This window comes from Mitsuokella sp. oral taxon 131 str. W9106, from assembly GCF_000469545.1.
In the GTDB taxonomy this organism is placed as follows: Bacteria; Bacillota; Negativicutes; order Selenomonadales; family Selenomonadaceae; genus AWVT01.
In genome coordinates this window covers 110,761-136,687 of record NZ_KI273061.1, presented here as the reverse complement: position 1 = coordinate 136,687, position 25,927 = coordinate 110,761, and the positions used below count along the sequence as shown (strand labels likewise).

Sequence of the window (25,927 nt, the reverse complement as noted above, 5' to 3'; positions counted from 1 at the left end):
CGCATCTCTTTTGCCCGCACTTCGGCGACCCCCCACGCCAATCCGAAGGACTCCACTGCTCCGTGATTTCCTATCCCGAAAAAAGAATGCGCCGCACGCCGTAGGCGATAAGGACGAGCGCGCCTGCCACGACGTACTCCATGACGGAGCCAACCCGAAAGAGCCGGATGCCGACCTTCTGCGCTGGCGTCAAAAGCGGGACCTTGCCGCAAAGCGCGTCCTCCAAAATGTGCAGCAGCGCGCCGACGCAGAAAAACGTGCCGATCCGCACGGCGTCGGCGAGCGGTGCAGGCGTCACCTGCGCGATCTCCGCCACGCGCGCAAAAAGACCGATGAGCGCAACGTAGAGAAGCGGCCAGTGCGACCAGCCTCGGTGGCGGCTGCGCCAAAGCCAGCAGCTCCCTGCGCGCGGGTTTCCCTCAACCTTGTCGGGGAAAATCGCGCCCGCCATGGCAGCAGCCGTCAGCAGCATGTCGTCTGTCGCGGCAAACACGGCGACGCCCGTCACGATCTGGTGACTGACCCATTTCATCGCGCGATCCCCCTCTTCGTCCCTTCCATTCTAACATAGGAATCTGTGAAATTGTAGTATATTTGGACGAAAATGGGGAAATATAGTATACTGGGGTTAATTGGGCTATAATCAAGCAGACGGCAATCGCCTCCAGCTCGAAGGAGACAGTATGGACGACTTTACTTGGCAGCAAAAAATACAGGACAGACGGCGCAGGCGGCAGCGCGACATCTTTCTTCTCGCGACCGTCATCGCCTGCCTGCTCGGCACGGCGATCTGGTACTTCCGGTTCTATCAGCACACGCCGGCGTACGCGATGAAGCAGGCCGTCGCCGCCGTCGAGGCGCATGACGTGGAGAAGTTCAAGAAATACGTAAACCTCCCGCTTCTGACCTCGCTCGCCTACGACGACCTCACGCTCGACCTCTTCGCCTACGACGCGACGCTGACGGAGGACTCGAAGGTCAAGTTCGAGAAATTCTACATTCTCGTCAAGCCGCAGCTCGCAGGCGGCACGGAATCGGTCATCCTGCGCCGCGTCGAAAGCGGGGCGTGGTCGCTGCCGAGCGGCACGGACATCCTGAAGGGCAGGCAGCTCGGCATCGACTACGAACGCTTCCTGGCGCGCAGTCTCGTCCGCAACACGACGTTCCTCGAAGTCGCGGGCGTGCACCGCGACGGCATGGGAGCCGTCGCCGAAGTCAAGGTGCGCGAAGAAGATACAGGCACGCCGTTCACGCTTGACCTCGCGCTCGAGCAGGCGAAGGAAGGGCACTGGCAGATTGCCTACATCAAGAACTACCGCGCCTACCTCGACGCCATCGCACCGCGCCAAAACCGCGATATCGCCGACTACATCGCGGCGACCAAGGACATCGTCGCCGCCTACAATGTGAAATTCAATGCCTGCCGCGAACGCTTTGCCGCGACGACCGTCACGAAGGACGGGCGTCTCACGGAAGGGCAGGCGTATGCGCTCGCCTCCATGCTCGAAAAAGAGGTCATTCCCGCGCTCAAGAGCCGGCAGGAGCAGCTCGACGCCGTTCCCGTTCCCGACGGCGCGCGTTACCTCGCCGCCCAGCGCAGGGAATCGACCGAGACGACCATCGCCGCGTGGGAGCACTTCATCGAAGGCCTGCGCACGGGAAGCCCCGCCGAATACGCGCAGGCGGAAGTCCTGCACAAGCGGGAGCTCGCCATCGACATGCGCGTCGAGGATATCATCCGCCATACGGCGATCAGCAAGGATATCCCGAATATCCCGTAGGCGATGCCGTCCATTTCGTCCCATAATCGTCCTCTCCTAGGGCAGCCGTCCTAGGAGAGGACGATTATGGGGCGGCGCAGGCGGAAGACGCATGCGATGGTCTGCGCCGCAGGCACTCAGCCTGCGGCGCACTCAGATTCATTCCTTTTTGACATGGTATGCCGCCGCATACATCGTCGGCAGGACGAGCAGCGTCAGCACGGTTGCGACGGCAAGGCCGCTCGCGATCGTGACGGCCATCGGGCCCCAAAACGTACTCGCCATGAGCGGGATCATGCCGAGTATCGCGGCGGCTGCCGTCAGCATGATGGGGCGGAAGCGCAGGATCGCCGAGTCGACGACGGCATCCCATGCGCTCTCGCCCGCCGCGCGATGCTTTTGGATCTGGTCGATGAGGATGACGCTGTTGCGGATGATCATGCCCGCGAGCGCGAGCACGCCGAGAATCGCGACAAATCCCATCGCCTTGCCCGTCACGAGCAGGCCTGCCGCGACACCGATAAGCCCCATCGGCGCCGTAAGCAAGGTGAGCGCCATATCCTTTCCGCTGTGAAGCTGGATCATCAGGAGCGTCATGATGAGGAATACGACGACGGGAAGCGGCTTCATGAGGTAGCTTGATGACTCCGTGCTGTCCTTGAGCGCACCCGCCGGCACGATGCTCGCGCCTGCCGGGAGGCTCGCACGGAGATCCGCCGTCTCCGCGAATGCCTTCTTCGTCGCGTCGTTCGCCGTGCCGCTGCGCACCTCTGCCGTCACGAGGATGCTCGGCATGAGATTGTAGCGGCGGATGAGTCCCTCTTCCGCCGCATAGGAAATCTTCGCGATCTGTCCGAGCGGCACGTAGCCCGCCCTTCCGAGGTAAATCGGCAGATCCTGCATCTCGTCGAGACTCTTGCGATCCTTTGCTGCGAGACGCAGGTCGATGTGGATCGTGCGGTCGCCCGTGTAGAACTCCGCCGCCTTCGCGCCCGTGAGCTCCGTGTAGACCGTCTGCGCGACCGCCTTGCTCGAAAGCCCCATCGCCTGAATCTTCGCCGAGTCGAGCGCGAGGTGCATGACCTTGCTCTTCTCGCCCCAGTCGAGCGCAACATTGTAGTTGTTTTCATCCCTGGCAACGCGGTCAGCGACGTCTTCTGCCATCGATTTCACCGTATCGATATCGGGCGCACTGACGCGCAGCATGAGCGGATAGTCGGCAGGCGGGCCCGTCTGGATGTACTGGAGATTCATGCGCACGTCGGAAAATTCGTCCTGCTCCGCCTCGCGAAGCGCGGCAGTGAGCCGCCCACGCGCCTCGGTGTCCTTCGCGACGAGGACGAACTGGGCGCGGTTATCGGCTGCCGCCTTCGGATCGATCGTCAGCACGAAGCGCGGCGCGTACCGCCCGACGTAGTAGCTGTAATTCGTAAGATCCGCTTTGTGTTCGGCGAGGAAGTCCGCCATGCGGTCACATACCCGCTGCGTTCCCTCCATCGAAGCGCCCTCCGGCAAGCGAAGCTCGACGAGGATCTCCGGCCGCAGCGACGGCGGGAAGAACTCTTCCCGCACGAACTGCATCGAAAAGACGGAGAGCGCGAAGAGCGCGGCCGTGCCGGCGAGGACGATCCTTCGATGCGTCAAAAAGAGGTTCAGGACACGGCGGAACCACGTATAGAACCGGCTTTGATACGGATCGATATGCCCTTCTTCGTCGCGCTTTACTTCGACGCGAATGAGATGGTACCCAAAGAGCGGCGCGACCATGACCGAGACGATCCACGAGAGCACGAGCGCCGAGAAGATAACGGGGAAGAGCGTGCTGCAAAACTCGCTCGCCATGCCGTCGGCAAAGGCAACGGGGATAAAGCCGCAGCACGTGATGAGCGTGCCCGTGAGCATGGGCTTTGCCGTCGCGCGGAATGCATAGCAAGCCGCTTCGAAGCGGGATAATCCCGCCTCCAGCTTGACGCTCATCATCTCGACGGCGATGATCGCATCGTCGACGAGCAGTCCGAGCGCGATGATGAGCGAGCCGAGCGACACCTTGTGCAGCTCGATGCCGAGCAAGTACATCGCGATGAACACACCCGCGAGCACGAGCGGGATGCAGAACGCGACGACGAGCCCCGTGCGCGTGCCGAGCGTCAGGAAGCTCACGGCGAGCACGATGACGATGGCCTCCAAGAGCGTCTTGACGAAATCGTGTATCGAGGCATCGACGACGGCGGGCTGATCGGACACCTGATGGACTTCGAGTCCCGCGGGGAGACCCGCCTGAATCTTCGCGGTCAGCGTGCGGAGGTCTTTGCCGAGCTTCAGGATATTGCCGCCGTCCTCCATCGAAACGGCGATGCCGATCGCGGGCTCGCCGTCAAAAAACATCTTCGGCTCGGCAGGCTCTTCATAGCGCCGCTCCACCTGCGCGACGTCGCCGAGACGGAACACGCGCCCGCCCGCCTGAAGGGGAAGCGCGCGTATCGCGCCGACATCCTCGAAGGTGCCCGAGACGCGCAGGTAGACGTTATCGCTCTCCGTCTCCACCTTGCCCGCTGCCGCCACGTCGCCCTGCGCCGCGAGCGCCTGCATGACGACGTCCGGCGCGATGCCGAGCGAGGCGAGCTTCGCGCGGTCCATCTCGACGTAAACCTTCTCCTTCTGCTCGCCGATCAGCTCGACCTTTTGGACGCGCGGCACCTGGAGCAGCATGCGCCGCGTCTTTTCCGCCTGCTCGCGCATCTCCTCATAGCTCCAGCCGTCGCCTGTCACTGCGTAGACCGAGCCGAAGACATCGTCGAATCGATCGTTGTAGTAAGGACCGTATACGCCTTTTGGCAGATCCGTTTTGACGTCTTCGCAGAAATTGCGCACATCGCGCCACGTCGGGCGGATCTGCTCCTTTGGGATCGTTTGGTCGAGACGGACGTAAATGACCGTCTGCCCCGCCCGCGTCTCGCTCTCGACGGAGTCGAGCCCCGGCGTGTCCTGCAGGCGCTTTTCCAGCTTGTCCGTGACCTGCGCCTGCATCTCCTCCGCCGTCGCGCCCGGCCATGCCGCCGAAACGACCATGGAGCGGATCGTAAAATTTGGGTCTTCCATGCGTCCAAGATGGAAATACGCGAACACGCCGCCGATCGCTACGACAAGGATGAAGTACCAAACGAGCGTCCGGTTCTTCAGTGAGACTTCCGTGAGGTTCCTCATTCGTCCGCCTCCAGTCTGACCGCCTGCCCTTCGCGCAGTCGATGGACGCCGGCCGTCACGACGACGGCGTCCGGCGCGAGCCCTGTCACGCGCACGCTGTCCTTGCCGAAGGATACCGCATGGACTTCCTTCAGCGAAACGGTGCGGTCCTCCCCGACAACCCATACCGCAGGCGCGTCGCCCGTCTGGTAGATCGCCGTAAGCGGCAACTCGATCCCCGTCTCATCCGAACCGGCCGGCGCGAACGCGACGCTCGCCGTCATGCCGAGCTTCAGACCGGCAGGCGGATCCGGCACGGAGACGCGCACCTTGTACGTGCGGCTCGCCGCATCTGCCATCGGCGCGACCTCGCGCACCGTGCCCTCGGCCACCGCGTCGCGGAGCGCCCAGAACGTCACCTCGGCCGGCGTGCCGACGGCGACCTCCGCGAGGCGGCTTTCGGGCACGGCGATCTCGATCTCCAATTCGTCCGTCTGCACGAGCGTCATGACGGTCTGTCCCGCTGCGACAACCTGTCCCTCTTCCGCCGCAATGCTCGAAATGACGCCGTCCGCGCCCGCCGTCAGATTCGTGTAGCCGACGCTGTTATGCCCCTGCGCCGCCTGTGCGAGCGCTTGCTGATACGCCGCAAAAGCCGCGTCGTAATTGGTCTGATACTGATCGCGCACGGCGGCGGGCACGGCCTCTTCCTCGTAGAGCTGGCTGTAGCGCACGAGATTTGCCTGCGCGAGCTTCAGCTGCGCGCGCGCGCTTGCGACTTGCGCATCGCCTTGGTTCGCCCGCTGGATGACGTCCTTCGCATTGATCGCCATCAGGACATCGCCCGCCTGCACGCGGCTTCCGACCTCGACGTTGCGCGAGAGGATCTGCCCGCCCACCTGAAACGAGAGGTTCGTCTCATAGCGGCCGCGGACCGTGCCCGAAAACGTCTCCGCCGCCGTGCCGTGCGCCGCGCCCGCCCGCTGCGTCTTGACGAGGACGGGCTTCTCTTCTGGCTTCTCCTTGCCGCAGCCTGCCAAAAGCGCCGTGGCTGCGAGCATCGCACAGGCAAGCACGAGTGCGATGCTCTTTCGCTCAATCGGTGTGAATCGCATGGTCTTCTCCTTTTACCAACGTGTCCTCCGGTATCTGCTCGATGAGCGGCGCAAACTTCGCCGAAATGGCGCGCTCGACGAGCGTGCGGAATCCCGCCACCATCGTATCGACTTCCCCCTGCGTCATATCCGCGATGAGGTAGTCGACCCAGCACTGAATGATATTGCGCAGGTAGATATGCTGCTCCTTTCCATGCTCCGTCAGGTAGATGTGACGCACGCGCTTGTCGGCGGCGTCCGGCTCGCGATAGATGAGATCCTTCTTCTGCAGGAGATTGATCGTGCGCGTCACGACTGCCTTGTCGAGGTAGAGCATTGCCGCAAGATCGTCCTGCCGCACGCCTTCATGATCAAAGATGCGAATGAGCATGACGTACTCCGAATACGTGAGCGCGAGATGCGCGCACGCCTCCGTCACGAAGAGCTGCGAGCGCCGATGCACGACCGAAAACCATCGTCCTAGCTTGACGTAATCATCCATGATGACCCCTCCAACGGGGAAATCCCCCGTGTTCTGCTTCGAAAAGTTGACCACATCAATAAGTCTACTCATATCTTGCCAAAAAGTCAATGGCACGAGGCATTGAGCCGCGCCCCTTGCCGCGTTATAATGGAAGACAAAGAAACCAACTGAAAGGAGCATCGTCATGTCTGAACCAAGAGTGGGGCATATCCACTTTTTGAACGTCCTGCCGCTCTCATGGGGCTTTTCGCACGGCATGGGGAAAGGGCTCGCCCTCACGCGCGGCGTGCCTGCCGAGCTCAACCGCGACATCGTCAGCCATCGTCTCGACGTGAGTCCCGTTTCCTCGATTATCTACGCGCAGCACAGCGAAGAACTCTGCCTTCTCCCCGACTTCTGCATCTCCTCCGACGGCGCGGTGCAGAGCATCCTGCTCATCTCGAAAAAGCCCATCGAGGCGCTCAAGGACGACAAGATCATCCTCACGGCAAAGTCGGCGACGAGCCACTGCCTGCTCAAGATCATCCTGCGCCGCGGCTACGGCGCGGCGCCGAGCTACTCCATCCGCAGCATCGCCCCCGACGAGCCCGTGCCAAAAGACGCGACCGCCTCGCTCTTCATCGGCGACGACGCGCTTTGGCTCTACCATCACCCGCCCGCCTCGCTCTACTGCTACGATCTCGGCGCCGAGTGGAAAACGCTCACGGGCAAGAAAATGGTCTACGCCGTATGGGTCGCGACCAAGGCATTTGCAACGGAAAGCCCCGTTCTCCTGCAGCTCGTCTACGACCGTATCCGCCATGCCTTCGCGAAGGGCATCGCAAACAAAGACGCGGCGATCGCCTCCGTCCTCGCCGAAACGCCCTTCACGCGCAGACAGCTCGCCGACTACCTCGGCTCCGTGATCCGTTGGGAGCTCACGGACGATTTTCTCGACGGGCTGCACACGTTCTACGCGCTCGCCCGCGAATTGGATCTCATCGACTGCGTACCGCCGCTCAAAATGGCAGCGGTGCGAAAATGAGCATTCATCCTAATCGAAATTAAATAGTTTGCCTAATCAACTTTTTACATCCATCACAAGACGGTTTAAGATTGCTGCGCTATACTTGGCTTGTAATCAGGAAACGCCTGATACAGTATTGCGGGAGACGGGCTCTCCCATGCAGAAAGGAGATGGTTTCCATGTTGAGCAAAACGAGTGTAAAGCGGACAGCAGTCGCGCTCGCAGGCTGCCTGAGCATCGGTCTTGTCGGACTGACCGCTGCGGCAGCGGAGGCAAGCCCGCGCGCCCTTGCGCCTGCTTACGAGCAGATGCAGGGACATGCGGTCACACAGCTGAGTTCCCACCGCAAGAAGTATTCCGAGGGGGAGCGCAATACCGCCGCAATCGTCGGCGCGGTCGTTGGCGCGATCATCGCGAAAAACACCTGATGCCGATCCCCTTTATTTCCATTTCTTTGCTTCCGATCTTCCCTTTACCATAGAAAAGCCCGTCGGTTCATCCCTGCCGACGGGCTTCTTGCTGCGCGAAACTCACATTTCCTCTCCCGTGACCTCAATTTGGCACATCTTCATGGCTGCGAGCGCATTTTTATGGCTTTCCGGCGTCACGCCGGCGCAGCAGGAAGCATCCACGGAAATGCGCTTTTCCGGATGGAACGCCTTGACGATGAGCGCATTGGAAATCACGCAGATATCGGTACACAGCCCGACGAACTCGATGGCATCATAAGCGGCAAGGAGCGCCGGCAGGCGCGTCGAGCCGAAAGTCGGCTTCTCGACGGCAGCGACCGCCTTTTGCAGGAAAGGGCTCAGTTCCTCCACGACTTCCCAGCCCGGTCCTGGCTTGATGCAATGCGCGACGGGAAGGTTCTTTCCCTCCTGCGTGTGAAGATAGCCCGCATCGTGCGTGTCGAGCGTAAAGAAAAGATCCGCGCCCTCTTCCCGTTTGAGTTTGTCCACAAGATGTGGCAGCATGGCCTGCGCCTCTGCCGTGCCAAGGCTTCCACGCACGAAATCCCGCTGCATATCGACGACGACAATCGCCTTTTTCATAGAAATGCACCTCCTATTTCCTAAGTCCAACCGGCTTCTTCGCCGCAAGCCTGGATCTCCGCTGCAGCGAGATCCCTACCGTGCATCCGTCCCCTAAAATTCTGCATGCGTGAGCTTTGCCTTGACGATGCGGCGGACGCTCTCGTCGATGCGCTCCATGGGGATTGCCCCGCTCTGCACGGCGTCCAAAAGTCCAAGGTAGACCTCCGTCTGAAACGGGATCTCCTGGCACGAGAGGACGATGTCGGCGCCTGCCTCGACGGCACGGACGCCGATTTCACGCGGCGCGTAATGCCGCGCAATCGCTCCCATCTCAACGTCGTCGGTGACGATGAGCCCGCGATAGCCGAGCTGCTCGCGCAGAAGATCGGTCTGTATCGCTTTGGACAGGCTTGCGGGGTCATCCGCGTCGTAGGCGGGATAGCGCAGGTGCGAGACGAGGATCATGTAGTCCTCGGCGCGCTTCGCGTCGATGACGGCGTGGAACGGCACAAGGTCGCGCGCGGCAAGCTCCTCCGCCGTCGCGGGGATCGCCGAGCCCTCTTCATGGCTGTCGACCGTGCCGCGCCCGATTCCGGGGAAGTGCTTGAGCACGTAGACCATGTGTTGTGCCTCGTAGCCGCGCGCTGCCGCGAGCACGCATTTCGCCGCGACATTCGGATCGCTTGCGAAGGAGCGCGGCTCGGTGCTGACGTCGGCGACCGGCGCGAAGTTGACGTTGAAGCCGAGATCCTTGAGTGCCTCTGCCGTGCGCGAGGCGCTGTCTTCCGTGTGCGCGAGATCGCCTGACATGCCGAGCTGCTGCTGCGCGGGCGGCGCGGGGATGAACGCGGTGCCGCGCACGACGCGTCCGCCCTCCTCGTCGATGCCGATGAAGAGCGGCACTTTCTGCTCCGCATCCGCCTGCAAGTCGCGCGTGAACTTCTGCGTCTGCTTTGCCGACCTCAAGTTTCGGTCAAAGAGAAGGACGCCGCCGATATGGAATTGGTGCAGCATGTAGAGGCTGTCTTCGTCCGCCTCCTCGCCGCGGATGCCGATCATGACCATCTGTCCGACCTTTTCCGTATCGGACATCGCGGCGACGATGGCATCCGCGCGCTCGTCGAGCGTCTGATCCGGCGGTGCGGGCGCGACCGCATGGTGCTCCGCACCGCAACCCGCTGCAAGCAGCACGCACGCCAGCATGGCGAGGACGAATAAGGTTCCCTTCCACTTCATAGCCTCTCCTTTCGCTTTGCCGATGCAAGAGACAGCGATTTCGATGCACCGATTTCGTTGCGTCGCGATTCCCTAGGCGATACGCCATGCGGCGCTCATTCGTAGCGCGTGTCGACGATGCGCCTCGTCTTCTTCTCCGAGCGGGGCAGGACGCCGATCTCGACGACCTTGACGAGCGGCGTAAAGCCGATGCGGCTCTTGACGCGCTCCGCGATGCGCCGGGCGAGCGCGAGGAAGTCGACGCGCCCGTTCGTCTCGACGTAGAGGCGCATCGTGTCCTTGCCGTCGAGGTGCGAAATATGAATCTGGTACTCGCTCGACACTTCGGGGAACGTTTGCAGGATCTCCTCAATCTGGCTTGGGAATAGGTTGACGCCCTTGATCTTGACCATGTCGTCCGTGCGCCCTTCGATCGTGTCGATGCGCGGGTATTCCCTGCCGCAGCCGCACTTGCCCGGAATGATGCGCGAGAGGTCGTGCGTGCGGAAGCGGATGAGCGGCGCGCCCTCCTTGCGGAGTGTCGTGATGACGATTTCGCCCCACGCGCCGTCGGGCAGGTTTTCGCCCGTCACAGGGTCGATGATTTCAAGGTAGATATAGTCATCCCAGTAGTGGATGCCCGTGTGCGCATCGCAGGTGATGCCGATGCCCGGCCCATAGATCTCCGTAAGCCCGTAGATGTCATACGTCTGGATGCCAAGCTTTTCCTCAATGGACGCACGCATCTTCGCGCCCCAGCGCTCCGAGCCGATAATGCCCGTTTTGAGGTGGATCGCGTCGCGCACGCCGCGCTTTTCGATTTCCTCGGCGAGCAGCAACGCGTACGACGAGGTCGCGCAGAGCACCGTGCTCTTCATGTCGATCATCATCTGGATCTGCTTGTCCGTGTTGCCAGGCCCCATCGGCACCGCCATCGCGCCAAGGCGCTCGCAGCCCGCCTGAAATCCGATGCCCGCCGTCCAAAGCCCGTATCCCGGCGTGATCTGAATGCGGTCGCGGTTCGTGATCCCCGCCATCGCATAGCAGCGCGCGAACTGGATCGCCCAGTCTTCGACATCCTTCCTCGTGTACGGCACGATGACGGGCTTTCCCGTCGTGCCCGACGACGAATGGATGCGGATGATCTCTTCCTCGGGAACGGACATGAGCCCGAGCGGGTATGCGTCGCGAAGATCCTTCTTCTCCGAGAACGGAAGTCTCCTGAAGTCCTCTGCCGTCTCCACGCGCTCGATCCCGCACGCTGCAAGCCGCTTGCCGTAAAAACTCCCCGCCTCGCGCATCGCGCCGATGCGCTCCGCTACGAGTGCGAGCTGCTCCTTCGTAATCTCCATCTCGATTTCCTCTTGCTGCTTTCTATCATTTCTTTTCTATCATTTCTTTGGGGACGTTGCCGGATGCCCCGTTTCCCACATGGATTCCATTGCGCCTGCATGCGCGCGCACATAGCAAAGCGCGCGCGCATTGAGCGCGGCATACTGCGGCCGCACGCGCGCGCGGATCGCTGCGAGCACGTCGTCCGCCGTGAGGAAGGGCAGCGCCCCCGCCTCAAGCGCGGCGCCAAGCAGGATGACATTGAGCGCCTTCGGATTGCCGACCGTGCGGACGGCAGCCTCGCCGTCGAGCACGCAAAGGCGCTTCACATGCGCCTTGAGGTAGGCGACCATCTCATGGCCCGTGTAGTCCGTGCCGCGAAGCGCTGCTGTCACGGGCATGATGGGCGAGCGGTTTGCGATGAGCACGCCATCTGCCTTGAGGTACGGCAGCATGCGCACCGCCTCGGCAGGCTCGAACGCGAGCAGGAGGTCGGCCTCGCCGCGCCGTATCATCGGGCTCTTCGCACCCGCGCCGACGCGCAGATGGGAAAAGACCGAGCCGCCCTTCTGTGCCATGCCGATCGTCTCCGCGCTCATGACGGGAAGCCCCTTTGCGACGCTCGCCGCCGCGATGAGCTTCGAGGCGAGCACCGTACCCTGTCCGCCGACGCCCGCCAGCAAGATATTATATGCCATCACGCCTCGCCCCCCTTCTCTACCCGCGCTTTTGCCGGCGTGACGGAAATCGCCCCGAACGGGCAGACCTCCGTGCATAGCCCGCAGCCCGTGCACTGCGCGGGCGCAATGACGACCGCACCGTCCTTTACGACGATGCCGGGGCAGCCGATCGAGCGGATGCACGCGCGGCAGCGCGTACATTTCGCCTCGTCGATATGCGCCATGCCGCGCGGTGCTGCAATGGCGATGCAAGGCGAACGGAATACGATCGCCTTGACGCCCTTCTCCGCAGCGACCTCGCGCACAGCGGAGACGCTCGCCTTGAAATCGAGCGGATCGAGCGTGCGAACCGTCTGGACGCCGATGCCCTTCAGCGTCGCCTCTATCGAAATCTTTCGCGCGACCTCGCCCATCATCGTGCGCCCCGTGCCTGGGTGCGGCTGATGCCCCGTCATCGCCGTCGTCGAATTGTCGAGCACGACGAGCGTGAAGTCCGCCTGATTGTAGACGCCGTTTATCGCGCCCGCAATCGCCGACGCGAAAAATGTCGAATCGCCGACGAAGGCGAAGCACTTCGTATCCTTCGACGTCATGCCGATGCCCTGCGCAATGCCGAGCCCCGCACCCATGCAAAGGCACGTGTCGACCATGTCGAGCGGCTGCGCATTCCCGAGCGTGTAGCAGCCGATGTCGCCGGCGAAAACGCATTTCTGCCCCTTCATCGCGAGTTTGACCGCGTAAAACGAAGCGCGGTGCGGGCAGCCTGCGCAGAGCACGGGCGGCCGCACGACCGAAACCGGCGGCACCGGAAGCTCCGCCTCCTCCGCACGCGCCCAGCCCATAAACGATGCGACCGCCGCGTCGACCGCGTCGCGCGTATTCTCGCCCGACGCCGCCACATCGCCCGTAAGCTTGCCGCGGATGCGGACGGCGAGCCGATACTTGCCGCATACGTACGTGAGCGCGCGCTCGATCACGGGATCGAGCTCCTCCATGCAGAGCACTTCGTCGAGTCCCTCCAAAAAGGCGACGGCCTGCTCCTCAGGGAACGGGAACGGCGTCGAGACCTTGAACACGCGCGGCAGCTCCGCGCCCGCCGCCTCCTGCTCCAAAGCCTTCTCCTGCACGTAGGACCAGCTGACGCCGTGCGAGGCGATGCCCTTGCGGCTCAGGCTGTCCGCATGCGCGATGGCGTTGCGCGCATAGCCCGAAAACACCTTCGAAAGCGCTGCGTTGCGCGCCTCGATCGCAGCGTGCGCGCGCGTCGAAAGGCGCGGGAAAATCACCCATTTGGAAGGGTCGCGCACAAATCCTTGCGGCTCGTGCACGGCGTACTCCGCCTCGTCCTTGACCATAATCGCGGCGTACCCGTGGTCGATGCGCGTCGTCGGGCGGAACAATACGGGCGTATGGTAGCGCTCGGAAAAGGCAAACGCCTCCTCCATCATCGCGTACGCTTCTGCAACGCTCGACGGATCGAAGCAGGGCACCTTCGCAAACGAGGCGAAGTGGCGCGTGTCCTGCTCCGTCTGCGAAGAGATGGGGCCTGGATCGTCGGCGACGAGCACGACCATGCCGCCCGTGACGCCGATGTAGGCAAGGCTCATCAACGGATCGGCGGCGACGTTCAGGCCGACTTGCTTCATCGTCACGAGCACGCGTGCGCCGGAATACGCCGCGCCTGCGCCGACCTCCATCGCCGCTTTCTCATTCGTCGACCATTCGACGTGGACGCGCCCCTTCGCATTGTGCTTCGCGACGGTCTCGAGCACCTCCGTCGACGGCGTGCCGGGGTAGCCCGCGACGACGTTCACGCCCGCCGCAAGCGCGCCGAGCGCCATCGCCTCGTTGCCCATCAAATACTCTGTGTGCATATACCTTGCTCCTCATTGATACAATACCCTGTTATTATAATATAAATTGCACCAAATAGGAAATTTTACCGGAAATTATAATAATTGACGCCGCAAATGAAAAAGGCTATACTGAGCCTGCAGAAGGAGCCGTCGTCAGACGGATCCTTCTGCAGGGAAATGGACGAAATGGATATAAGAACATGCCTCAAAGAAAGGATGATCCATATGACAAAGGAAGCGCTCTTGAAACACGTTGACGCCGTAATCGCCGCGCCGAGCTGCTATGCAGGGCTCAAGAAGAAGGCGGAGGCCTACCGCGCCGCCGTCGGCAAGGCGGATGAAAAGGAGGCGGCAAAGGCGCTCCTCGCGGAGCTCAAGGAAGACGTGCAGAGCATCGACGCCGTCATCCCGTTCTTTGCCTCCGACAAGGCGAAGGAGATCTTCGGCGCGGATACGGCGGCGTCCCTGCTCGCACAGGCGAACGAAGTCAAGGCGAAAGGCGGCGACACGTGTTTCTGCCCCGCCTGCTCGAACGGCAAAACCATACTCGACAACGCGTCCGTTCTCCTCGGATAAGGATTCGTTTAAAGGATCCATCTGCTTATCGATGCAACGGGCGCATTGCACCAAGGGGAGGCCCAAGCGTAGCAGCCATCGTGCTGCTGCGCTTTTTTCTATTTTTGTCTTTAAGCTAAAAGCGTCTTTAAGCTAAAAGCGATGAAACAAATGGCAAAAAAGGACACACGGATGGAGAACCATATGAACGGCACAGTGGGATGCGTGCACCACCTGCGTATTCAGAATTTGGAGCGGGCAGTCGGTGCAGAAATTTTTCCTGCATGCAGACTGCGAATCGATTCATCCATCATGTAGAGCGTACGCTTTGATAAATCCTCCTATTTTTTCCCGATAAGCGCGGCGAAACCTGCGCCTAGAACGGCATACATACCGATCATCGCAAGGATGAGCAGAGCAAATATCATGCCCGGCAGGGCGGCCGCCTCGGTCGCAAAGATGTGCTCCATGCGCAGACGGTCGCCGACACGGTTCAATACGGAGGCGTAAATGCCGAGCAGCATGGTCAAGAGAGCCAATCCTCCACATACGAGACGGGCACGGCGCGCCCCGCGCAAAATGCCGAAGCGGTGCCAGAGTGCCGCGCCGTGCAGTCCGATATGCAGTCCGACGAGAATGGGCATCGACCACCCGAGTGCCGTATGCAGCTGATGAAGCGCCAGATTCCGGTGCAGCTCGAGCGGTACAAGCTCGATGAAAAGAAAGTTTGACGCCATCACGCCGGTTACAAGGATGGTTGCGGCATTCAGCGCGAGCAGGGCATTCAGAACGGCCCCAAGCATGCGCCGCACAGTCCATCGTCCGCGCGTGAGTCCGCGCAGCCAGCCGCGTGCATATCCAAGGTGGGCAAGGATCGCGGCAAGCATCAGAACACCGACTATTTCATGCACGACGCGCGGCAGTTGCGAGAAAGAGAGGAGCGTCAGAAGCCCTGCGAGGAGCAGCAGGTTGAGCGCATTTCGCCCGTTCACTTCGTTACGCCGATGGATTTGAAGTAAGCGGCAATTTCATCGGCGGAGGCAGTCGGCGAAAAGAGCTTTCCAGCCTTCCACGTCGCAGCGCCCCTCGCAATGGTGGCAAGCGCCTCCCCGCTGCGTCCGATGTCGCTGCCGCCCGAGGTGCAGATGGGAACGAGCGTCTTGCCGGTAAAGTCGTAGCTCTCGACAAAGGTGTCGACAATGCGCGGCTCCTGCGCCCACCAGATCGGATAAGCGATGACGACGGTATCGTACTGCGCCATATTCCCGATCTTGTTTGCAATCGCGGGGCGCGCGGCAGGATCGTTCTGCTCGACCGTCGCGCGTGTCGTCCTGTCTTTGTAGTCGAGGTCATGCGCCGTGTATGGTTCGGCGGGGATGATCTCCGCAAGATCTGCGCCAAGTGCCTTTGCCGTCGTCTCCGCGAGCTGCTTCGTGTGCCCTTGTGCCGAGAAATAGACGACGAGCGTCTTGCTGTCCGTTGCTGCAGTGGTCTGCGTCGAAGCGGTCTCCGTCTTTGCCGGGGCTGCCTTCGTGTCCTGCGCAGCGTTGCCGCCGCATGCCGTCACGAGGAGTGCAGCGGCAAACATTGTGAGAACTACAAGAAGTTTTTTCATGTGAATCCCTCCTAGAAACGCACACCCCCATCCACAGAAAAGCTTCCATTCGTCGCATGCGGCGCTTGAAATCTCTTTTTCTGTGACTATTTATTTGGGGTCATTGTAAGTTGATTGCAAAATGAAATCGGACACTTAAAAAGAACATGCAGAAGCGCCATCATTGCCGCCAAAATCGTCGGATTTGGGGAGCATTGCCAGCGATAACGGCAGTGCGTTCAGCAAGCTTGCAGATGCGTTCAAAGAAGGCTGCGTCCACTTATTGCTATTGCAAGGAACCAGAAATTATCCTGTCCCGTTTGCGAGAGGATATGCCTTTATGTCCGCGATCTTTCAATTTTGGACGGATCCGGCGAAGGTGACAGCCTCCACCCGACGGCGATCTCTCGCGCCGCGATGAAGTCGGCGTAGATGCCGTCCGCTGCGATCAGTTCTTCGTGCGTTCCGCGCTGGACGATCCTGCCGTCTGCTACGACGAGGATCTGCGCGGCGTTTCGAACCGTGTTCAGCCGATGGGCGATCATGATGACCGTCTTGTCCTGCGTCAGTGCCTCGATGGCCTGCTGCAGCCGATCCTCGTTCTCCGGATCGACGTTCGCCGTCGCCTCGTCAAAGATGATGATGGGCGCGTCCTTGAGGATGGCACGGGCGATGGAAATGCGCTGCTTTTCGCCGCCCGAAAGGGTTGCGCCACCCTCGCCGACCATTGTCTCATATCCGTTCGGCAGCTGCATGATGAAATCATGGCACGCTGCCTTTTTTGCTGCCGTGATGACCTCCGCGCGGCTCGCCTGCGGCCGTCCGAAACGGATGTTGTTTTCGATGGTGTCGCGGAAGAGATAGACGCGCTGAAATACGATGCTGATCTGTGCCATCAGGGACGCGAGCGTATACTCCTTGACATTGTGTCCGCCAATGGCAATGGTGCCGGCATCGACATCCCAGAACCGCGCAATGAGATGGCACAGCGTCGTCTTGCCGGAGCCGCTCGGCCCGACAATCGCCGTCAGGCTGCGTTCGGGGATCTCTGCGGAAATGTCGCGGAGGAGCGGTCTTTCCCCGTAGGAAAAGGATATGCGGTCAAACGTGATATCATGGTGCGCGGGGACAATATCTATTCCGCTTTCATCGAGCTGTGGGATGGCATCTGTTTCGTTTGCCTCGTCGATGGAGGCACAGACGACGCGGAGCAGAGAGAGCGCACTGCCCGCAGATTCGAGCTGCTGATAGGCGATGAAGGAGAAGACCATGCACATCATCACATCGAGCAGGGACATGGTTCCGGTGCAATGTGCATAGAGTGCGGCGGCGATGATCAGGATGCTGAAAAAACGCAGGATGAGTTCCTGTGCAGCCACGTATGGGGTAAAGAGACGCTCCAGTGCAAGGTTGGCTCGCTCGCTTTCGGCAAGCGCATCGCGCACCTTTCTATCGCCCCTGCCCGTGAGGTTGAAGGCCTTGATGACGTGCATTCCGTGCAGCTGCTCCAGTACAGCCTCGACAAGCGATGCTTGTGCTGCCTGCCGTTTCGGTGCGAGCATGCGGGATTTTTCCTCCATGGCCGCTGTGACCCACAGATAGACGGCGATGCCGGCAAGGAAGACGGCGCCGATGCGGATGTCGAAGACAAAGACCATCGGGATGAGGATGAGCGTGTTCAGGAAGCCGGTCAGCGTACTGACGAGGACCATGGAGGCAGTTTCCTCCACATTGCCCAGCACAGTTGTTGCGATGCCCGTGATCCGTCCGAGGCTGCTCTCGTTAAAATAGCCCATCGGGACGCGTTTGAGACGCTCTCCGATGGCGATACGCTTGTTCGCCGCCATGAAGTAGCCTGCATGGACGCGCTGCAGCTGCGAGATATACTCGACGACGGAGCGTCCGAGGATGCTGGCAGCGAGGATTATGAGTGCCTGCATCGCCGTATCCATGCCGTTCGCGTGCTCGATGAGCCCCTTCAGGACGACGTAGAGTGCTGCGATCTGCAGGGCGTGGAATATGGCGTAGAGCACACCGAGCAGCACCGAGCGGTTGAGATTTTTTCGCTCGCTGCCTGCAAACGCCCATATTTTTTTGAGTGCGTCAATCATCTGCGTCACCGTCCTTTGCGCTGATGTGTGCCTGCCACATGCTGCGGTATTCCGCACAGCCGTCAAGGAGCTGCGCGTGCGTCCCCTGTGCCGCGACTGTGCCGTCCGCAATGAGGAAGATCGTATCCGCATCGATGATGGTAGAGAGGCGGTGTGCAATGATGATGACGGTCTTTCCCGCGATCAGCTGGGCGACGGCGCGTTGAATGACCGCCTCGTTCTCCGGGTCGATGTATGCCGTCGCCTCGTCGAGAATGACGATGGGTGCGTCCTTCAGCATGGCGCGTGCAATCGCGATGCGCTGCCGCTCGCCGCCCGAGAGATGGCTGCCGCCGCTGCCGACGCGCGTGTCGTAGCCGTGTGCGAGCCGTCGGATGAACGCTGCACAGCCTGCCATTTCTGCTGCACGCTCGACTTGTGTATCACGCGCCGATGGCTTGCCGAGACGGATGTTCTCGCGGATCGTGTCGTCAAAGAGATAGGTGTCCTGCGCGACGAAGGAGACCAGATCATAGAGCTGAGGAAGGGGGATGTCCTTCAGATCGTGTCCGCCGATGCGGATGCTGCCGTCCTGCACATCCCAATAGCCGGCGATGAGCCGCGCGAGCGTCGATTTCCCGCTGCCGCTTGCGCCGACAAATGCGTTCAGCGTGCCGCTTGGAATAGTGAGACGGATATTGTTCAGGACCGTTTTCTTTCCATCATAGGCGAAGGAGACTTGTTCCACCGAGATGTCCGTCGTCCCAACGGGGATCGGTTCCGTTGCATGGTGCTGCTCCTCAGCCGATAGAAAGGCATCGACGGCATCGACGGTCGTACCGACCTTTGCCAGTGCGTCGATGAAGCTCATGGACGCGAGCAGAGGCCCTGCGATCCCGAGGGAGAGGATGATCGTCTGGATAAACACGTCCATCGGAAGGGTGCCGTCTTGATACCAAAGCCAGCCCACAGGCAGGATTGTGATGAGCGTGGTCGGGGATACCACCTTGCCGACGGACATCGGCAGCTGGCAGTGCAGCATCCAGTGGTAGTAGTACGAAGCGTTTGCGCGTACCTTTTCCGAGAACGTTTCGTAGGATGCCGTGCCTTGGTTGAATGCCTTGATGACCTCGATGCCGCCGATGTATTCGACGACGGCGGCGTTCATCTCGTCCGTCGCCTGCACGGCACCCGCGTATCTTTCCTCGTAGTCGCGCATGACAATCGCCATAAAGACCATGCCGACGGGGATGGAGACGAGCGAGAGCAGCGCCATGCGCCAGTCGAGAAAGAGCAAATAGACGAAGATGCATAGGGGACCGAACGTATTCGCTGTCATCTCCGGCCACAGGTGCGCAATCGTGCGCTCCATGCTCTCGACCTGATCGACAATCGTGTGCTTCATCGCGCCGCTTGCATGATCGATCACGACACCGAGCGGGAGCTTTGGCAGCTTCTCGAGGACGCGCGTGCGGATGCCGCGCAGGACGGCAAATGCCGCACGATGCGACAGCGCAAGAGCCTGCGCATACAGGATGCTGCGCAAGGCATAGCCGACGAAGGCAGTAAGGCATAGGACGAGATAGAAGCGTGGCTCCGCTGCACCGGAGAGGAGCGCTGTAATCATCTTTGCCGCCGCCCAGTAGGGAACAATCCCCGCAAGTACGCCGAGCGCCGCAAGTGCAATCGCCGTGCGCAGCCGCCCGTGCTCCGCAGCGGCGAGCTGCCAAAGTCGCCGCATAGGGCTTGTGTTTTTCATAGGAAATCCTCCATAATTAACGCGATTGAATTTCGTTATCAATTATAAGGTGATATGAAATTTGTGGCAAGCGGAAAAATTCGATAATTCCTGAGGTAATGATGGCGGGTGCGGCGACATGGATAACGAACGGGTCGAAGATGGACAGAAACGAACCGACGAGGATAAAGAGCAGGATATGAAGGGAACCGATGCCGTTGTGCTCGTTGAAGCAACGCTGTTTTTCCTATCCACGGTCATCTCTCCTATGATATAATACGTACAATTATTATGTTAGACTGCCTATTGTATGATTTCAACCGTAAAATTGTATGTATGACAATGTTGCAGGAGATGTCCTATGCCCATCAATTCGTTCGACGATTATCCGATGACGTGGCGTCCCGCACGCGCGGGGCTCCATCCCCCGCTTTATCGTGCACTTGCCGCTTGGCTCGAGCGCGACATCCTCAGCGGACGGCTGCCGCCGCATGCAAAACTACCGCCGCAGCGGGAGCTTGCCGACTTCCTCGATCTGAACCTGAGCACGGTGACGCGTGCCTTTCGTATTTGCACGGACAAGGGACTGATCTATGCGGTCATTGGGCGCGGGACATTCGTCTCGCCGAATGCAGCATTGTCGAATACAACAGGAGATACGAAAAAATCCCTTATCGAACTTGGCAGCATACATCCCTACGATGCGCTTAGCGAGGTTCTCGCAGATACCGCGCGGGAGATTCTGCGCGGCAGGGAGACGGCGCACCTCTTTGCGCTTCTCGGTGCAAAGGATGAGGAGCGTCATGCACGGACTGCGTGCCGCTGGCTCGCGCGTTTTTCTCTTGCGGCAGAGCCGACGAATCTCCTTCTTGCTGCCGGCACGCAGAGTGCACTTGCAATCGCACTCACTGCGCTGTTCGATGCAGGGGATCGAATTGCGGTGGACCGGTATACGTACGCGAATTTTATCAGCCTTGCAAAACAGCTGAACATCCGCCTCATCCCCATCGAGGGAGATGCGGACGGGATGCTGCCGGATGCGCTCGCACAGCAGCGGCAGCAGATAAACATCAAGGGGATCTATCTTATGCCATCCTGCGCGAATCCGACCGGCATCGTCATATCCGAGGAGCGGCGCAGGGCGATTGCAGCGGTGCTGCGCAAGCACAATATGCTTTTGATTGAGGACGATGCCTACGGCTTTACGGCACGCGAGAACGCTGCGCCCATGACCGTGCTCCTCCCGCGGCAGTCCGTTTATCTGCACAGCCTGTCAAAACTTGCCTGTCCTGGACTGCGTGTCGCATACATGCTTGTCCCAGCGCATTTTCGGCAGCGCATTCGGAGAGCGGCACGCAGCCTCAGTATGGCAATCCCGCCGCTGAGTGCGGAGATCGCATCGGAGCTGATTGTGAGCGGAACCGCAGAGCACATCATCGAGGAGAAATGCCGGCTGACCGAGGAGCGCAATCGCATCTTTCGAAGGATCTTCCCTGCACATACGGGGAATACACGCAGCTTCTTCCAATGGATGACGCTGCCTGCGGGATGCGGTGGAGCGAATTTCGAGGCACAGGCGCAGCATCGCGGAGTGCGTGTCCTCTCGTCGGATCGCTTTGCCGTCGGCAGCGAGGCGGAGCATTCCTTTATTCGCCTCGCCCTCTGCTCGCCGCCAACGAATGAGGAGCTGGCGCGCGGACTGCGGATCGTCCATGATCTGATAGAGGAAAATACGAGCCAGCCGCAGACGGATACATTGATCCTATAGGAAGAATAAAGGCAGAGCAGGGTGAATTGTTCTCCCTACAATATTTTACCTTGTCATGACGGACGGGCGGTGCTATCGTAATGGCAGAGGTGATTAGGATGAAAACAATAGGACTGATCGGTGGTATGAGCTGGGAAAGCACCGTGACATACTATCAGGTCATCAACGAAACGATAAAAAAGCAGTTGGGTGGCCTGCACTCTGCAAAATGTATTCTATACAGCGTCGATTTTGATGAAATCGAGAAATATCAAGCGGGCGGGGAATGGGGCAAGAGCGCAGATGTTTTGTCTGAAGCCGCGCAAGCACTGGAACGGGCGGGTGCGGATTATATCGTAATCTGCACCAATACGATGCACAAGGTGGCGCCTGAAATCGGCAGGAACATTCATATCCCCATCCTGCATATCGCGGACATGACCGCGGTACAGCTAAAGAAACATGGCATCCGAAAAGTCGGCCTGCTCGGCACGAAATACACCATGCAGCAGGATTTCTATAAGAACGTTCTGATCAGACAGGGGATTGAGGTCATCATTCCGAACGATGATGATGTCGATATCGTCAATCGCATTATCTACGATGAACTGTGTCTCGGAAAAATTTCTGAGAAGTCCAAAGCCGCATATCTGGACATTATGCATGAACTCGCACGAAACGGGGCGCAGGGGATCATCCTGGGATGCACGGAAATCGGACTTCTTATCCAGCAATCCGATACCGATATTCCACTCTTTGATACCACACGCATTCATGCGAAGCAAGCAGCACTCAAATCACTGGAACAATAAAAACGCGAAAAAAGAGATTCCATTCGCCCTGCCTAGCGTTTGGAATCTCTTTTCTGCTTCATCGGGCACGGTATGCTATTTGCCATTATTTCATCATGCGAGACAGTACATCGGCAACTATGGGAAGTGTTGTCACGCCGTCGGCGTCCAGATAGTGCCCGCCCGTCTTGGTCTCATAAAAGACTGCGTCGAATCGTTCGGCAAACGAGCGGCTGAACTCATGAGGGACGATCGGATCGTCCATGGCGGAAACAACGGCTCTGTTTGGAATGATTCTTGAAAGCAGGTCATAGTCTAGAGATGTGGCGGTGAATGCATCGAGGAACGAAAAGCCTGGAATCGGCTGATCGAATCCGGAGACGAGCACAACGCCGCCGATTGGTGCACCAAGTGTTTGCAAATATCGAAGCGTTGTAATGCATCCCAGACTATGGGCAACAAAATAGGTGTTTGATGAGATGCGCGTGATACGCTCGGAGAGAAAGGACAGCCATGTCCTGCAGTCCGGCTGTGCCGGTGTCGGCATATCGATGGATTCAGTGATAGCGCCTTTGTCTGTCAGAAATTTGTTCAGCCAGGGAAACCAGTGCCGCGTGGATGATGCGTCAAACCCGTGAAGGATATATCCGTTCTTATCCTGTGCCTGCTTGTTCATTTCATTCTCCTTTGCCGTATGATATGTCGTAAAACGCTTGATTTATATTACTGCGTGTCGGAGACCGGCACAAGTAGGCACTTTTTAGTGAGTGCCGAATGAGCTGTTGATGGGATACGCTTTTCCCCAATCGCACATGGCATGGATGATGGGGATGAATGTTTTTCCTTTATCGGACAGGGAGTATTCGACCTTTGGGGGGACCTGTGGATATTCCTTGCGTATAATCATGCCATCTTTTTCAAGCTCCTTCAGCTGCGTGCTCAGCATTTTGTGCGTGATGGGAGAAAGATTTCGTTTCAATGCGCCATATCGTAACACGGAATCGCAGGAAAGCTCATAGAGAATGCGCATTTTCCACTTGCCCCCGATGATGGCCAAGGTGGATAAAAACGGAGCCTTTTTGCTGCGGCAGATCATTTGAATCATGTAATTCTCTCCTTTTGGATAGTATCTTACAAATTTGTGCGTACTATATTGAATGGTATACCATGATTATAATGATATTGGCCAAAATAGCAAGATTTAGGGAACCACGGATAAAATGAAGTCCGTCAGATGGGCGTAGATTTTTTCGTCCGATTGAGGAGGCAAACCGGACGCAGAGTGGTGCTCTGTGGAGGATTTGCCGACGAAAAGCGGGCAAAAAAGATACGCCAAGATGATGGTGCTGAATTTATCCGTGGTTCCTTAGGAGGGAGTCATATATGAGCCATATTTTTTCATCCGATCAGATCAAAAAGGTGAGGTTCAAAAACAGAATCGTTATGGCGCCGATGGTACGGTTCGGGTTTCCTTGCCATGACGGGATTATGGGCGATATGCTTATCCGCGAATACCTTGCCTATTGCGATCAAGGGATTGGGCTTCTCATCAGCCAGTCTCTGAGCGTATCCGCATCAGACGATCCCATGGCGCGTTCTGCCGGAACATCCGGTGGAGCAGGAGCGTATTCCAAGCGACATATTCCTTATCTGAAGCAGCTTGCAGATCGTTGCCATAGGTACGGAAGCAGATTCTTTGTACAGCTGGGCAAAGGCGGATATGATGTTTCGGCATTTGATTCCAAAGATGTCAACACGCTGACAACAGCAGATTTGGAGCGCATACGAGAGGACTTTATAAATGCCGCATATATTTGTTTCTGTGCGGGAGCAGATGGTGTCGAACTACACGGCGCACATGGTTTTTTCCTGAATATGATGGCCTCTGCCGAGGCGAACCGACGCAGCGACCGATATGGAGGAGATCGGTATGGGCGGCTGACGCTTGTCCGGGAGATCGTGGGCGGCATTCAGAAATTCGCCGATGACCGATTCATCCTGTCCTATCGAATGGGCTGGACAAATTCACTGGAGGAGGATATTGCAGCAGCACAGGCGCTTGAGGCTATCGGCATCGAAATGCTGCACGTCTCACACGGGATACCGCAGGCACGGAGCTTCCATCTGCCTGCCGATTATGGATATAGCAGCATTGTATACGCAGGTTCTTCAATCAAGCCGCACATACGCATCCCCGTCATCACCGTATGGGGGATTGACACGCTTGCACGAGGCAACGTTCTCGTGCAACATCATTCCTGTGATTTTGTTGCCTATGGCAGGGCGTTTCTCGCCGATCCATCATTTGTCGTGCGATCGATGGAGAATATGAACTATCGCCCCTGTTTTGGCTGTAAAACGTGTCGATGGTTCACCGACGGCAGGAAATGTCCCGCACGCATGATGCGGAAAAAGAATCCTGCGCGAAGATGATCTTCAAGGCTCGGTTGGCGTGCGGGCGTGCGATGGTACGTTCCATTCTCGAGGCTGGGAGAGCCTGCTTCTTGAAGGAGCTCCCTTGCCCCCATGCACAAGAGATTTCCATTCGCCCTGCCTAGCGTTTGGACTCTCTTTTCCTTTGCAAAGAATCATTCGGCACCTTCTCCTCGCTTGTGGTATAATTTTTATATTTGAAACAGGGGAGGGAAAGCCGTTGCTTGCAAAGACCTATCAAGATATCAATAAAGAAACAATAGATCGGTGGGTTGAAGAAGGGTGGATGTGGGGAAACCCTACGTCTCATGAGGAGTATCTCGAAGCAAAGAAGGGAAATTGGAATGTTTTGCTGACCCCTACGGTTTTTGTTCCGCATGAATGGTTTGGGACGCTGAAAGGAAAAAAGATCTTGGGCTTGGCATCGGGCGGCGGTCAGCAAATGCCGATTTTTCATGCGTTGGGCGCGGAGTGTACCGTGCTGGATTACTCCTCGAAGCAGATCGAATCCGAATGGTTGGTAGCTGAGCGGGAGGGCTATCATATTGATGCGATCGAGGGGGACATGACGAAAAAATTCCCTTTTCCAGAGGAACGTTTTGATGTTGTATTCCACCCTGTTTCGAATTGCTATGTGGAAGATGTGGCGTTTGTCTTCCGTGAAGCGTACCGCGTTTTGAAACAAGGCGGCATGTTGCTTTCCGGATTGAACAATGAAATCAACTATATGGTTGACAAGGAAGAAAAAGAAATTGTTTGGACTATGCCGTTCAATCCATTGAAAGATGAAAAAGCTAGGGAGTATATGCTGGCGGAACGCTCCGGGATGCAGTTCTCTCATACGATGACCGAGCAGATCGGAGGACAACTGAAAGCAGGATTTACGTTGGTTGATTTATATGAAGATACCAATGGCTTTGGCAGGCTGCATGACATGAACATCAAAACCTATATGGCAACAAAATCGGTCAAGGGGCCACTGAAAAACCACGGATCATCAGGTTCACATGATCCGCAGGCATAAAATCTACAGCTTTCCATGCAAAAAGCGGACAACCATGCCACGATCTCTTTCTTTCCATTCCCAAATCCCCCATTGAAACGGATTGAACGGAAAATTCGGGGAAAGGGACGCACCTATCCCATCGTCATGCAAAACTCCCTCTGCCTTCCTGCCCTCAAACACATAACGAGATTTGCCGACGCAACGAGCAAATGGAATTGGAGCAGGTTCTTCCTGAGTCCGCGATACCTTGTCTGTAGGTTTGTCAATCCTATGTTGCCCTGAGCCAAATGCTTTTCTAAACATTCGTTTGGTGAATCCCAGCCCAGTGG

General features: G+C 58.6%; 25 protein-coding genes. 9 read left to right on the top strand and 16 right to left on the bottom strand.

Annotated elements, in window-relative coordinates:
* Positions 1-70: 70 nt before the first annotated feature.
* Entirely contained in the window at positions 71-532 is a 462-nt protein-coding gene (locus HMPREF1985_RS07620; protein ID WP_021771997.1) for a metal-dependent hydrolase, read from the bottom strand.
* Positions 533-683: 151 nt separating this feature from the next.
* Here HMPREF1985_RS07620 and HMPREF1985_RS07615 point away from each other — a divergent pair, with 151 nt between their 5' ends.
* Positions 684-1,781, top strand: coding sequence for a hypothetical protein (locus tag HMPREF1985_RS07615; RefSeq protein ID WP_021771996.1), 1,098 nt, complete (start codon positions 684-686; stop codon positions 1,779-1,781).
* A 138-nt stretch (positions 1,782-1,919) separates the two neighbouring features.
* On the opposite strand, the gene HMPREF1985_RS07610 is transcribed toward HMPREF1985_RS07615, so the two are convergent.
* From HMPREF1985_RS07610 to HMPREF1985_RS07600, 3 genes are read right to left on the bottom strand one after another with little or no spacing between them, the layout of a single operon-like run.
* Entirely contained in the window at positions 1,920-4,964 is a 3,045-nt protein-coding gene (locus HMPREF1985_RS07610; protein ID WP_021771995.1) for an efflux RND transporter permease subunit, read from the bottom strand.
* Positions 4,961-6,058, bottom strand: a complete 1,098-nt coding sequence (locus HMPREF1985_RS07605) for an efflux RND transporter periplasmic adaptor subunit (RefSeq protein WP_021771994.1) — start codon at positions 6,056-6,058, stop codon at positions 4,961-4,963. Before HMPREF1985_RS07605 ends, HMPREF1985_RS07610 begins: the two co-directional genes overlap by 4 nt.
* Positions 6,039-6,539 (bottom strand): MarR family winged helix-turn-helix transcriptional regulator, encoded by a 501-nt coding sequence (locus tag HMPREF1985_RS07600; protein ID WP_040637425.1) that lies wholly within the window; start codon positions 6,537-6,539, stop codon positions 6,039-6,041. Before HMPREF1985_RS07600 ends, HMPREF1985_RS07605 begins: the two co-directional genes overlap by 20 nt.
* A 166-nt stretch (positions 6,540-6,705) precedes the next feature.
* Here HMPREF1985_RS07600 and HMPREF1985_RS07595 point away from each other — a divergent pair, with 166 nt between their 5' ends.
* Positions 6,706-7,545 (top strand): menaquinone biosynthetic enzyme MqnA/MqnD family protein, encoded by an 840-nt coding sequence (locus tag HMPREF1985_RS07595; RefSeq protein ID WP_040637424.1) that lies wholly within the window; start codon positions 6,706-6,708, stop codon positions 7,543-7,545.
* Between the two features lie 161 nt (positions 7,546-7,706).
* Positions 7,707-7,955, top strand: coding sequence for a hypothetical protein (locus HMPREF1985_RS07590; RefSeq protein ID WP_040637422.1), 249 nt, complete (start codon positions 7,707-7,709; stop codon positions 7,953-7,955).
* Positions 7,956-8,057: 102 nt separating this feature from the next.
* Here HMPREF1985_RS07590 and HMPREF1985_RS07585 read toward each other — a convergent pair whose 3' ends face one another.
* The 5 genes from HMPREF1985_RS07585 to iorA form a co-directional block, all read right to left on the bottom strand.
* Entirely contained in the window at positions 8,058-8,579 is a 522-nt protein-coding gene (locus HMPREF1985_RS07585; protein ID WP_021771990.1) for a cysteine hydrolase family protein, read from the bottom strand.
* A gap of 93 nt (positions 8,580-8,672) precedes the next feature.
* The gene (locus tag HMPREF1985_RS07580; protein WP_021771989.1) at positions 8,673-9,797 is read right to left on the bottom strand and encodes a glycoside hydrolase family 3 N-terminal domain-containing protein; all 1,125 of its coding nucleotides are present in this window, start codon (positions 9,795-9,797) and stop codon (positions 8,673-8,675) included.
* A gap of 95 nt (positions 9,798-9,892) precedes the next feature.
* Positions 9,893-11,128, bottom strand: coding sequence for a phenylacetate--CoA ligase family protein (locus HMPREF1985_RS07575; protein ID WP_021771988.1), 1,236 nt, complete (start codon positions 11,126-11,128; stop codon positions 9,893-9,895).
* Between the two features lie 39 nt (positions 11,129-11,167).
* Positions 11,168-11,806: an indolepyruvate oxidoreductase subunit beta gene (locus HMPREF1985_RS07570; RefSeq protein WP_021771987.1), complete on the bottom strand. Its 639-nt coding sequence runs from the start codon at positions 11,804-11,806 to the stop codon at positions 11,168-11,170.
* A complete protein-coding gene (iorA, locus tag HMPREF1985_RS07565; RefSeq protein ID WP_021771986.1) occupies positions 11,806-13,662 on the bottom strand; it encodes an indolepyruvate ferredoxin oxidoreductase subunit alpha in 1,857 nt (618 codons plus the stop codon). Before iorA ends, HMPREF1985_RS07570 begins: the two co-directional genes overlap by 1 nt.
* 207 nt (positions 13,663-13,869) lie before the next feature.
* Between iorA and HMPREF1985_RS07560 the strand changes: the two genes are divergently transcribed.
* Complete coding sequence (locus HMPREF1985_RS07560) at positions 13,870-14,220, top strand: hypothetical protein (protein WP_040637458.1); 351 nt, start codon at positions 13,870-13,872, stop codon at positions 14,218-14,220.
* A gap of 320 nt (positions 14,221-14,540) precedes the next feature.
* On the opposite strand, the gene HMPREF1985_RS07555 is transcribed toward HMPREF1985_RS07560, so the two are convergent.
* From HMPREF1985_RS07555 to HMPREF1985_RS07540, 4 genes are all read right to left on the bottom strand, one after another.
* On the bottom strand, positions 14,541-15,191 hold the full coding sequence (locus HMPREF1985_RS07555) for a hypothetical protein (RefSeq protein WP_021771983.1): 651 nt from the start codon (positions 15,189-15,191) through the stop codon (positions 14,541-14,543).
* The gene (locus HMPREF1985_RS07550) at positions 15,188-15,814 is read right to left on the bottom strand and encodes a flavodoxin (protein WP_021771982.1); all 627 of its coding nucleotides are present in this window, start codon (positions 15,812-15,814) and stop codon (positions 15,188-15,190) included. Before HMPREF1985_RS07550 ends, HMPREF1985_RS07555 begins: the two co-directional genes overlap by 4 nt.
* A gap of 317 nt (positions 15,815-16,131) precedes the next feature.
* The gene (locus tag HMPREF1985_RS07545) at positions 16,132-17,904 is read right to left on the bottom strand and encodes an ABC transporter ATP-binding protein (protein WP_021771981.1); all 1,773 of its coding nucleotides are present in this window, start codon (positions 17,902-17,904) and stop codon (positions 16,132-16,134) included.
* Positions 17,897-19,642: an ABC transporter ATP-binding protein gene (locus HMPREF1985_RS07540; RefSeq protein WP_040637421.1), complete on the bottom strand. Its 1,746-nt coding sequence runs from the start codon at positions 19,640-19,642 to the stop codon at positions 17,897-17,899. Before HMPREF1985_RS07540 ends, HMPREF1985_RS07545 begins: the two co-directional genes overlap by 8 nt.
* Before the next feature lie 118 nt (positions 19,643-19,760).
* On the opposite strand from HMPREF1985_RS07540, the gene HMPREF1985_RS11330 reads away from it, so the two are divergent.
* The 3 genes from HMPREF1985_RS11330 (at position 19,761) to HMPREF1985_RS07530 (ending at position 22,180) form a co-directional block, all read left to right on the top strand.
* Positions 19,761-19,898, top strand: coding sequence for a hypothetical protein (locus HMPREF1985_RS11330; RefSeq protein WP_021771979.1), 138 nt, complete (start codon positions 19,761-19,763; stop codon positions 19,896-19,898).
* Positions 19,899-19,982: 84 nt separating this feature from the next.
* A complete protein-coding gene (locus HMPREF1985_RS07535; protein ID WP_021771978.1) occupies positions 19,983-21,389 on the top strand; it encodes an aminotransferase-like domain-containing protein in 1,407 nt (468 codons plus the stop codon).
* 98 nt (positions 21,390-21,487) lie between these two features.
* Positions 21,488-22,180 (top strand): aspartate/glutamate racemase family protein, encoded by a 693-nt coding sequence (locus HMPREF1985_RS07530; RefSeq protein WP_040637420.1) that lies wholly within the window; start codon positions 21,488-21,490, stop codon positions 22,178-22,180.
* Between the two features lie 85 nt (positions 22,181-22,265).
* Here the strand turns inward: HMPREF1985_RS07530 and HMPREF1985_RS07525 are convergent, their stop codons facing one another.
* Together HMPREF1985_RS07525 and HMPREF1985_RS07520 are read right to left on the bottom strand one after the other, a co-directional pair.
* Entirely contained in the window at positions 22,266-22,835 is a 570-nt protein-coding gene (locus HMPREF1985_RS07525; protein ID WP_021771976.1) for an RBBP9/YdeN family alpha/beta hydrolase, read from the bottom strand.
* Positions 22,836-22,919: 84 nt separating this feature from the next.
* Positions 22,920-23,264, bottom strand: a complete 345-nt coding sequence (locus tag HMPREF1985_RS07520) for a winged helix-turn-helix transcriptional regulator (protein WP_021771975.1) — start codon at positions 23,262-23,264, stop codon at positions 22,920-22,922.
* 278 nt (positions 23,265-23,542) lie between these two features.
* Between HMPREF1985_RS07520 and HMPREF1985_RS07515 the strand changes: the two genes are divergently transcribed.
* Positions 23,543-24,592: an oxidoreductase gene (locus HMPREF1985_RS07515; RefSeq protein ID WP_021771974.1), complete on the top strand. Its 1,050-nt coding sequence runs from the start codon at positions 23,543-23,545 to the stop codon at positions 24,590-24,592.
* 220 nt (positions 24,593-24,812) lie between these two features.
* Positions 24,813-25,616, top strand: coding sequence for a class I SAM-dependent methyltransferase (locus HMPREF1985_RS07510; protein WP_231385179.1), 804 nt, complete (start codon positions 24,813-24,815; stop codon positions 25,614-25,616).
* 3 nt (positions 25,617-25,619) lie between these two features.
* Here HMPREF1985_RS07510 and HMPREF1985_RS11605 read toward each other — a convergent pair.
* On the bottom strand, positions 25,620-25,927 hold a 308-nt coding region (locus HMPREF1985_RS11605; RefSeq protein ID WP_231385178.1), incomplete at its 5' end, for a hypothetical protein.

Coding starts and splice junctions, on each gene's coding strand:
- HMPREF1985_RS07620 (WP_021771997.1), bottom strand. CDS start 532: ATGAAATGGGTCAGTCACCAGATCGTGACGGGCGTCGCCGTGTTTGCC.
- HMPREF1985_RS07590 (WP_040637422.1), top strand. CDS start 7,707: ATGTTGAGCAAAACGAGTGTAAAGCGGACAGCAGTCGCGCTCGCAGGC.
- HMPREF1985_RS07615 (WP_021771996.1), top strand. CDS start 684: ATGGACGACTTTACTTGGCAGCAAAAAATACAGGACAGACGGCGCAGG.
- HMPREF1985_RS07575 (WP_021771988.1), bottom strand. CDS start 11,128: ATGGAGATTACGAAGGAGCAGCTCGCACTCGTAGCGGAGCGCATCGGC.
- HMPREF1985_RS07535 (WP_021771978.1), top strand. CDS start 19,983: ATGCCCATCAATTCGTTCGACGATTATCCGATGACGTGGCGTCCCGCA.
- HMPREF1985_RS07585 (WP_021771990.1), bottom strand. CDS start 8,579: ATGAAAAAGGCGATTGTCGTCGTCGATATGCAGCGGGATTTCGTGCGT.
- iorA (WP_021771986.1), bottom strand. CDS start 13,662: ATGCACACAGAGTATTTGATGGGCAACGAGGCGATGGCGCTCGGCGCG.
- HMPREF1985_RS07605 (WP_021771994.1), bottom strand. CDS start 6,058: ATGCGATTCACACCGATTGAGCGAAAGAGCATCGCACTCGTGCTTGCC.
- HMPREF1985_RS11330 (WP_021771979.1), top strand. CDS start 19,761: ATGGATAACGAACGGGTCGAAGATGGACAGAAACGAACCGACGAGGAT.
- HMPREF1985_RS07520 (WP_021771975.1), bottom strand. CDS start 23,264: ATGATTCAAATGATCTGCCGCAGCAAAAAGGCTCCGTTTTTATCCACC.
- HMPREF1985_RS07570 (WP_021771987.1), bottom strand. CDS start 11,806: ATGGCATATAATATCTTGCTGGCGGGCGTCGGCGGACAGGGTACGGTG.
- HMPREF1985_RS07610 (WP_021771995.1), bottom strand. CDS start 4,964: ATGAGGAACCTCACGGAAGTCTCACTGAAGAACCGGACGCTCGTTTGG.
- HMPREF1985_RS07600 (WP_040637425.1), bottom strand. CDS start 6,539: ATGGATGATTACGTCAAGCTAGGACGATGGTTTTCGGTCGTGCATCGG.
- HMPREF1985_RS07550 (WP_021771982.1), bottom strand. CDS start 15,814: ATGAAAAAACTTCTTGTAGTTCTCACAATGTTTGCCGCTGCACTCCTC.
- HMPREF1985_RS07515 (WP_021771974.1), top strand. CDS start 23,543: ATGAGCCATATTTTTTCATCCGATCAGATCAAAAAGGTGAGGTTCAAA.
- HMPREF1985_RS07525 (WP_021771976.1), bottom strand. CDS start 22,835: ATGAACAAGCAGGCACAGGATAAGAACGGATATATCCTTCACGGGTTT.
- HMPREF1985_RS07540 (WP_040637421.1), bottom strand. CDS start 19,642: ATGAAAAACACAAGCCCTATGCGGCGACTTTGGCAGCTCGCCGCTGCG.
- HMPREF1985_RS07560 (WP_040637458.1), top strand. CDS start 13,870: ATGACAAAGGAAGCGCTCTTGAAACACGTTGACGCCGTAATCGCCGCG.
- HMPREF1985_RS07530 (WP_040637420.1), top strand. CDS start 21,488: ATGAAAACAATAGGACTGATCGGTGGTATGAGCTGGGAAAGCACCGTG.
- HMPREF1985_RS07580 (WP_021771989.1), bottom strand. CDS start 9,797: ATGAAGTGGAAGGGAACCTTATTCGTCCTCGCCATGCTGGCGTGCGTG.
- HMPREF1985_RS07595 (WP_040637424.1), top strand. CDS start 6,706: ATGTCTGAACCAAGAGTGGGGCATATCCACTTTTTGAACGTCCTGCCG.
- HMPREF1985_RS07545 (WP_021771981.1), bottom strand. CDS start 17,904: ATGATTGACGCACTCAAAAAAATATGGGCGTTTGCAGGCAGCGAGCGA.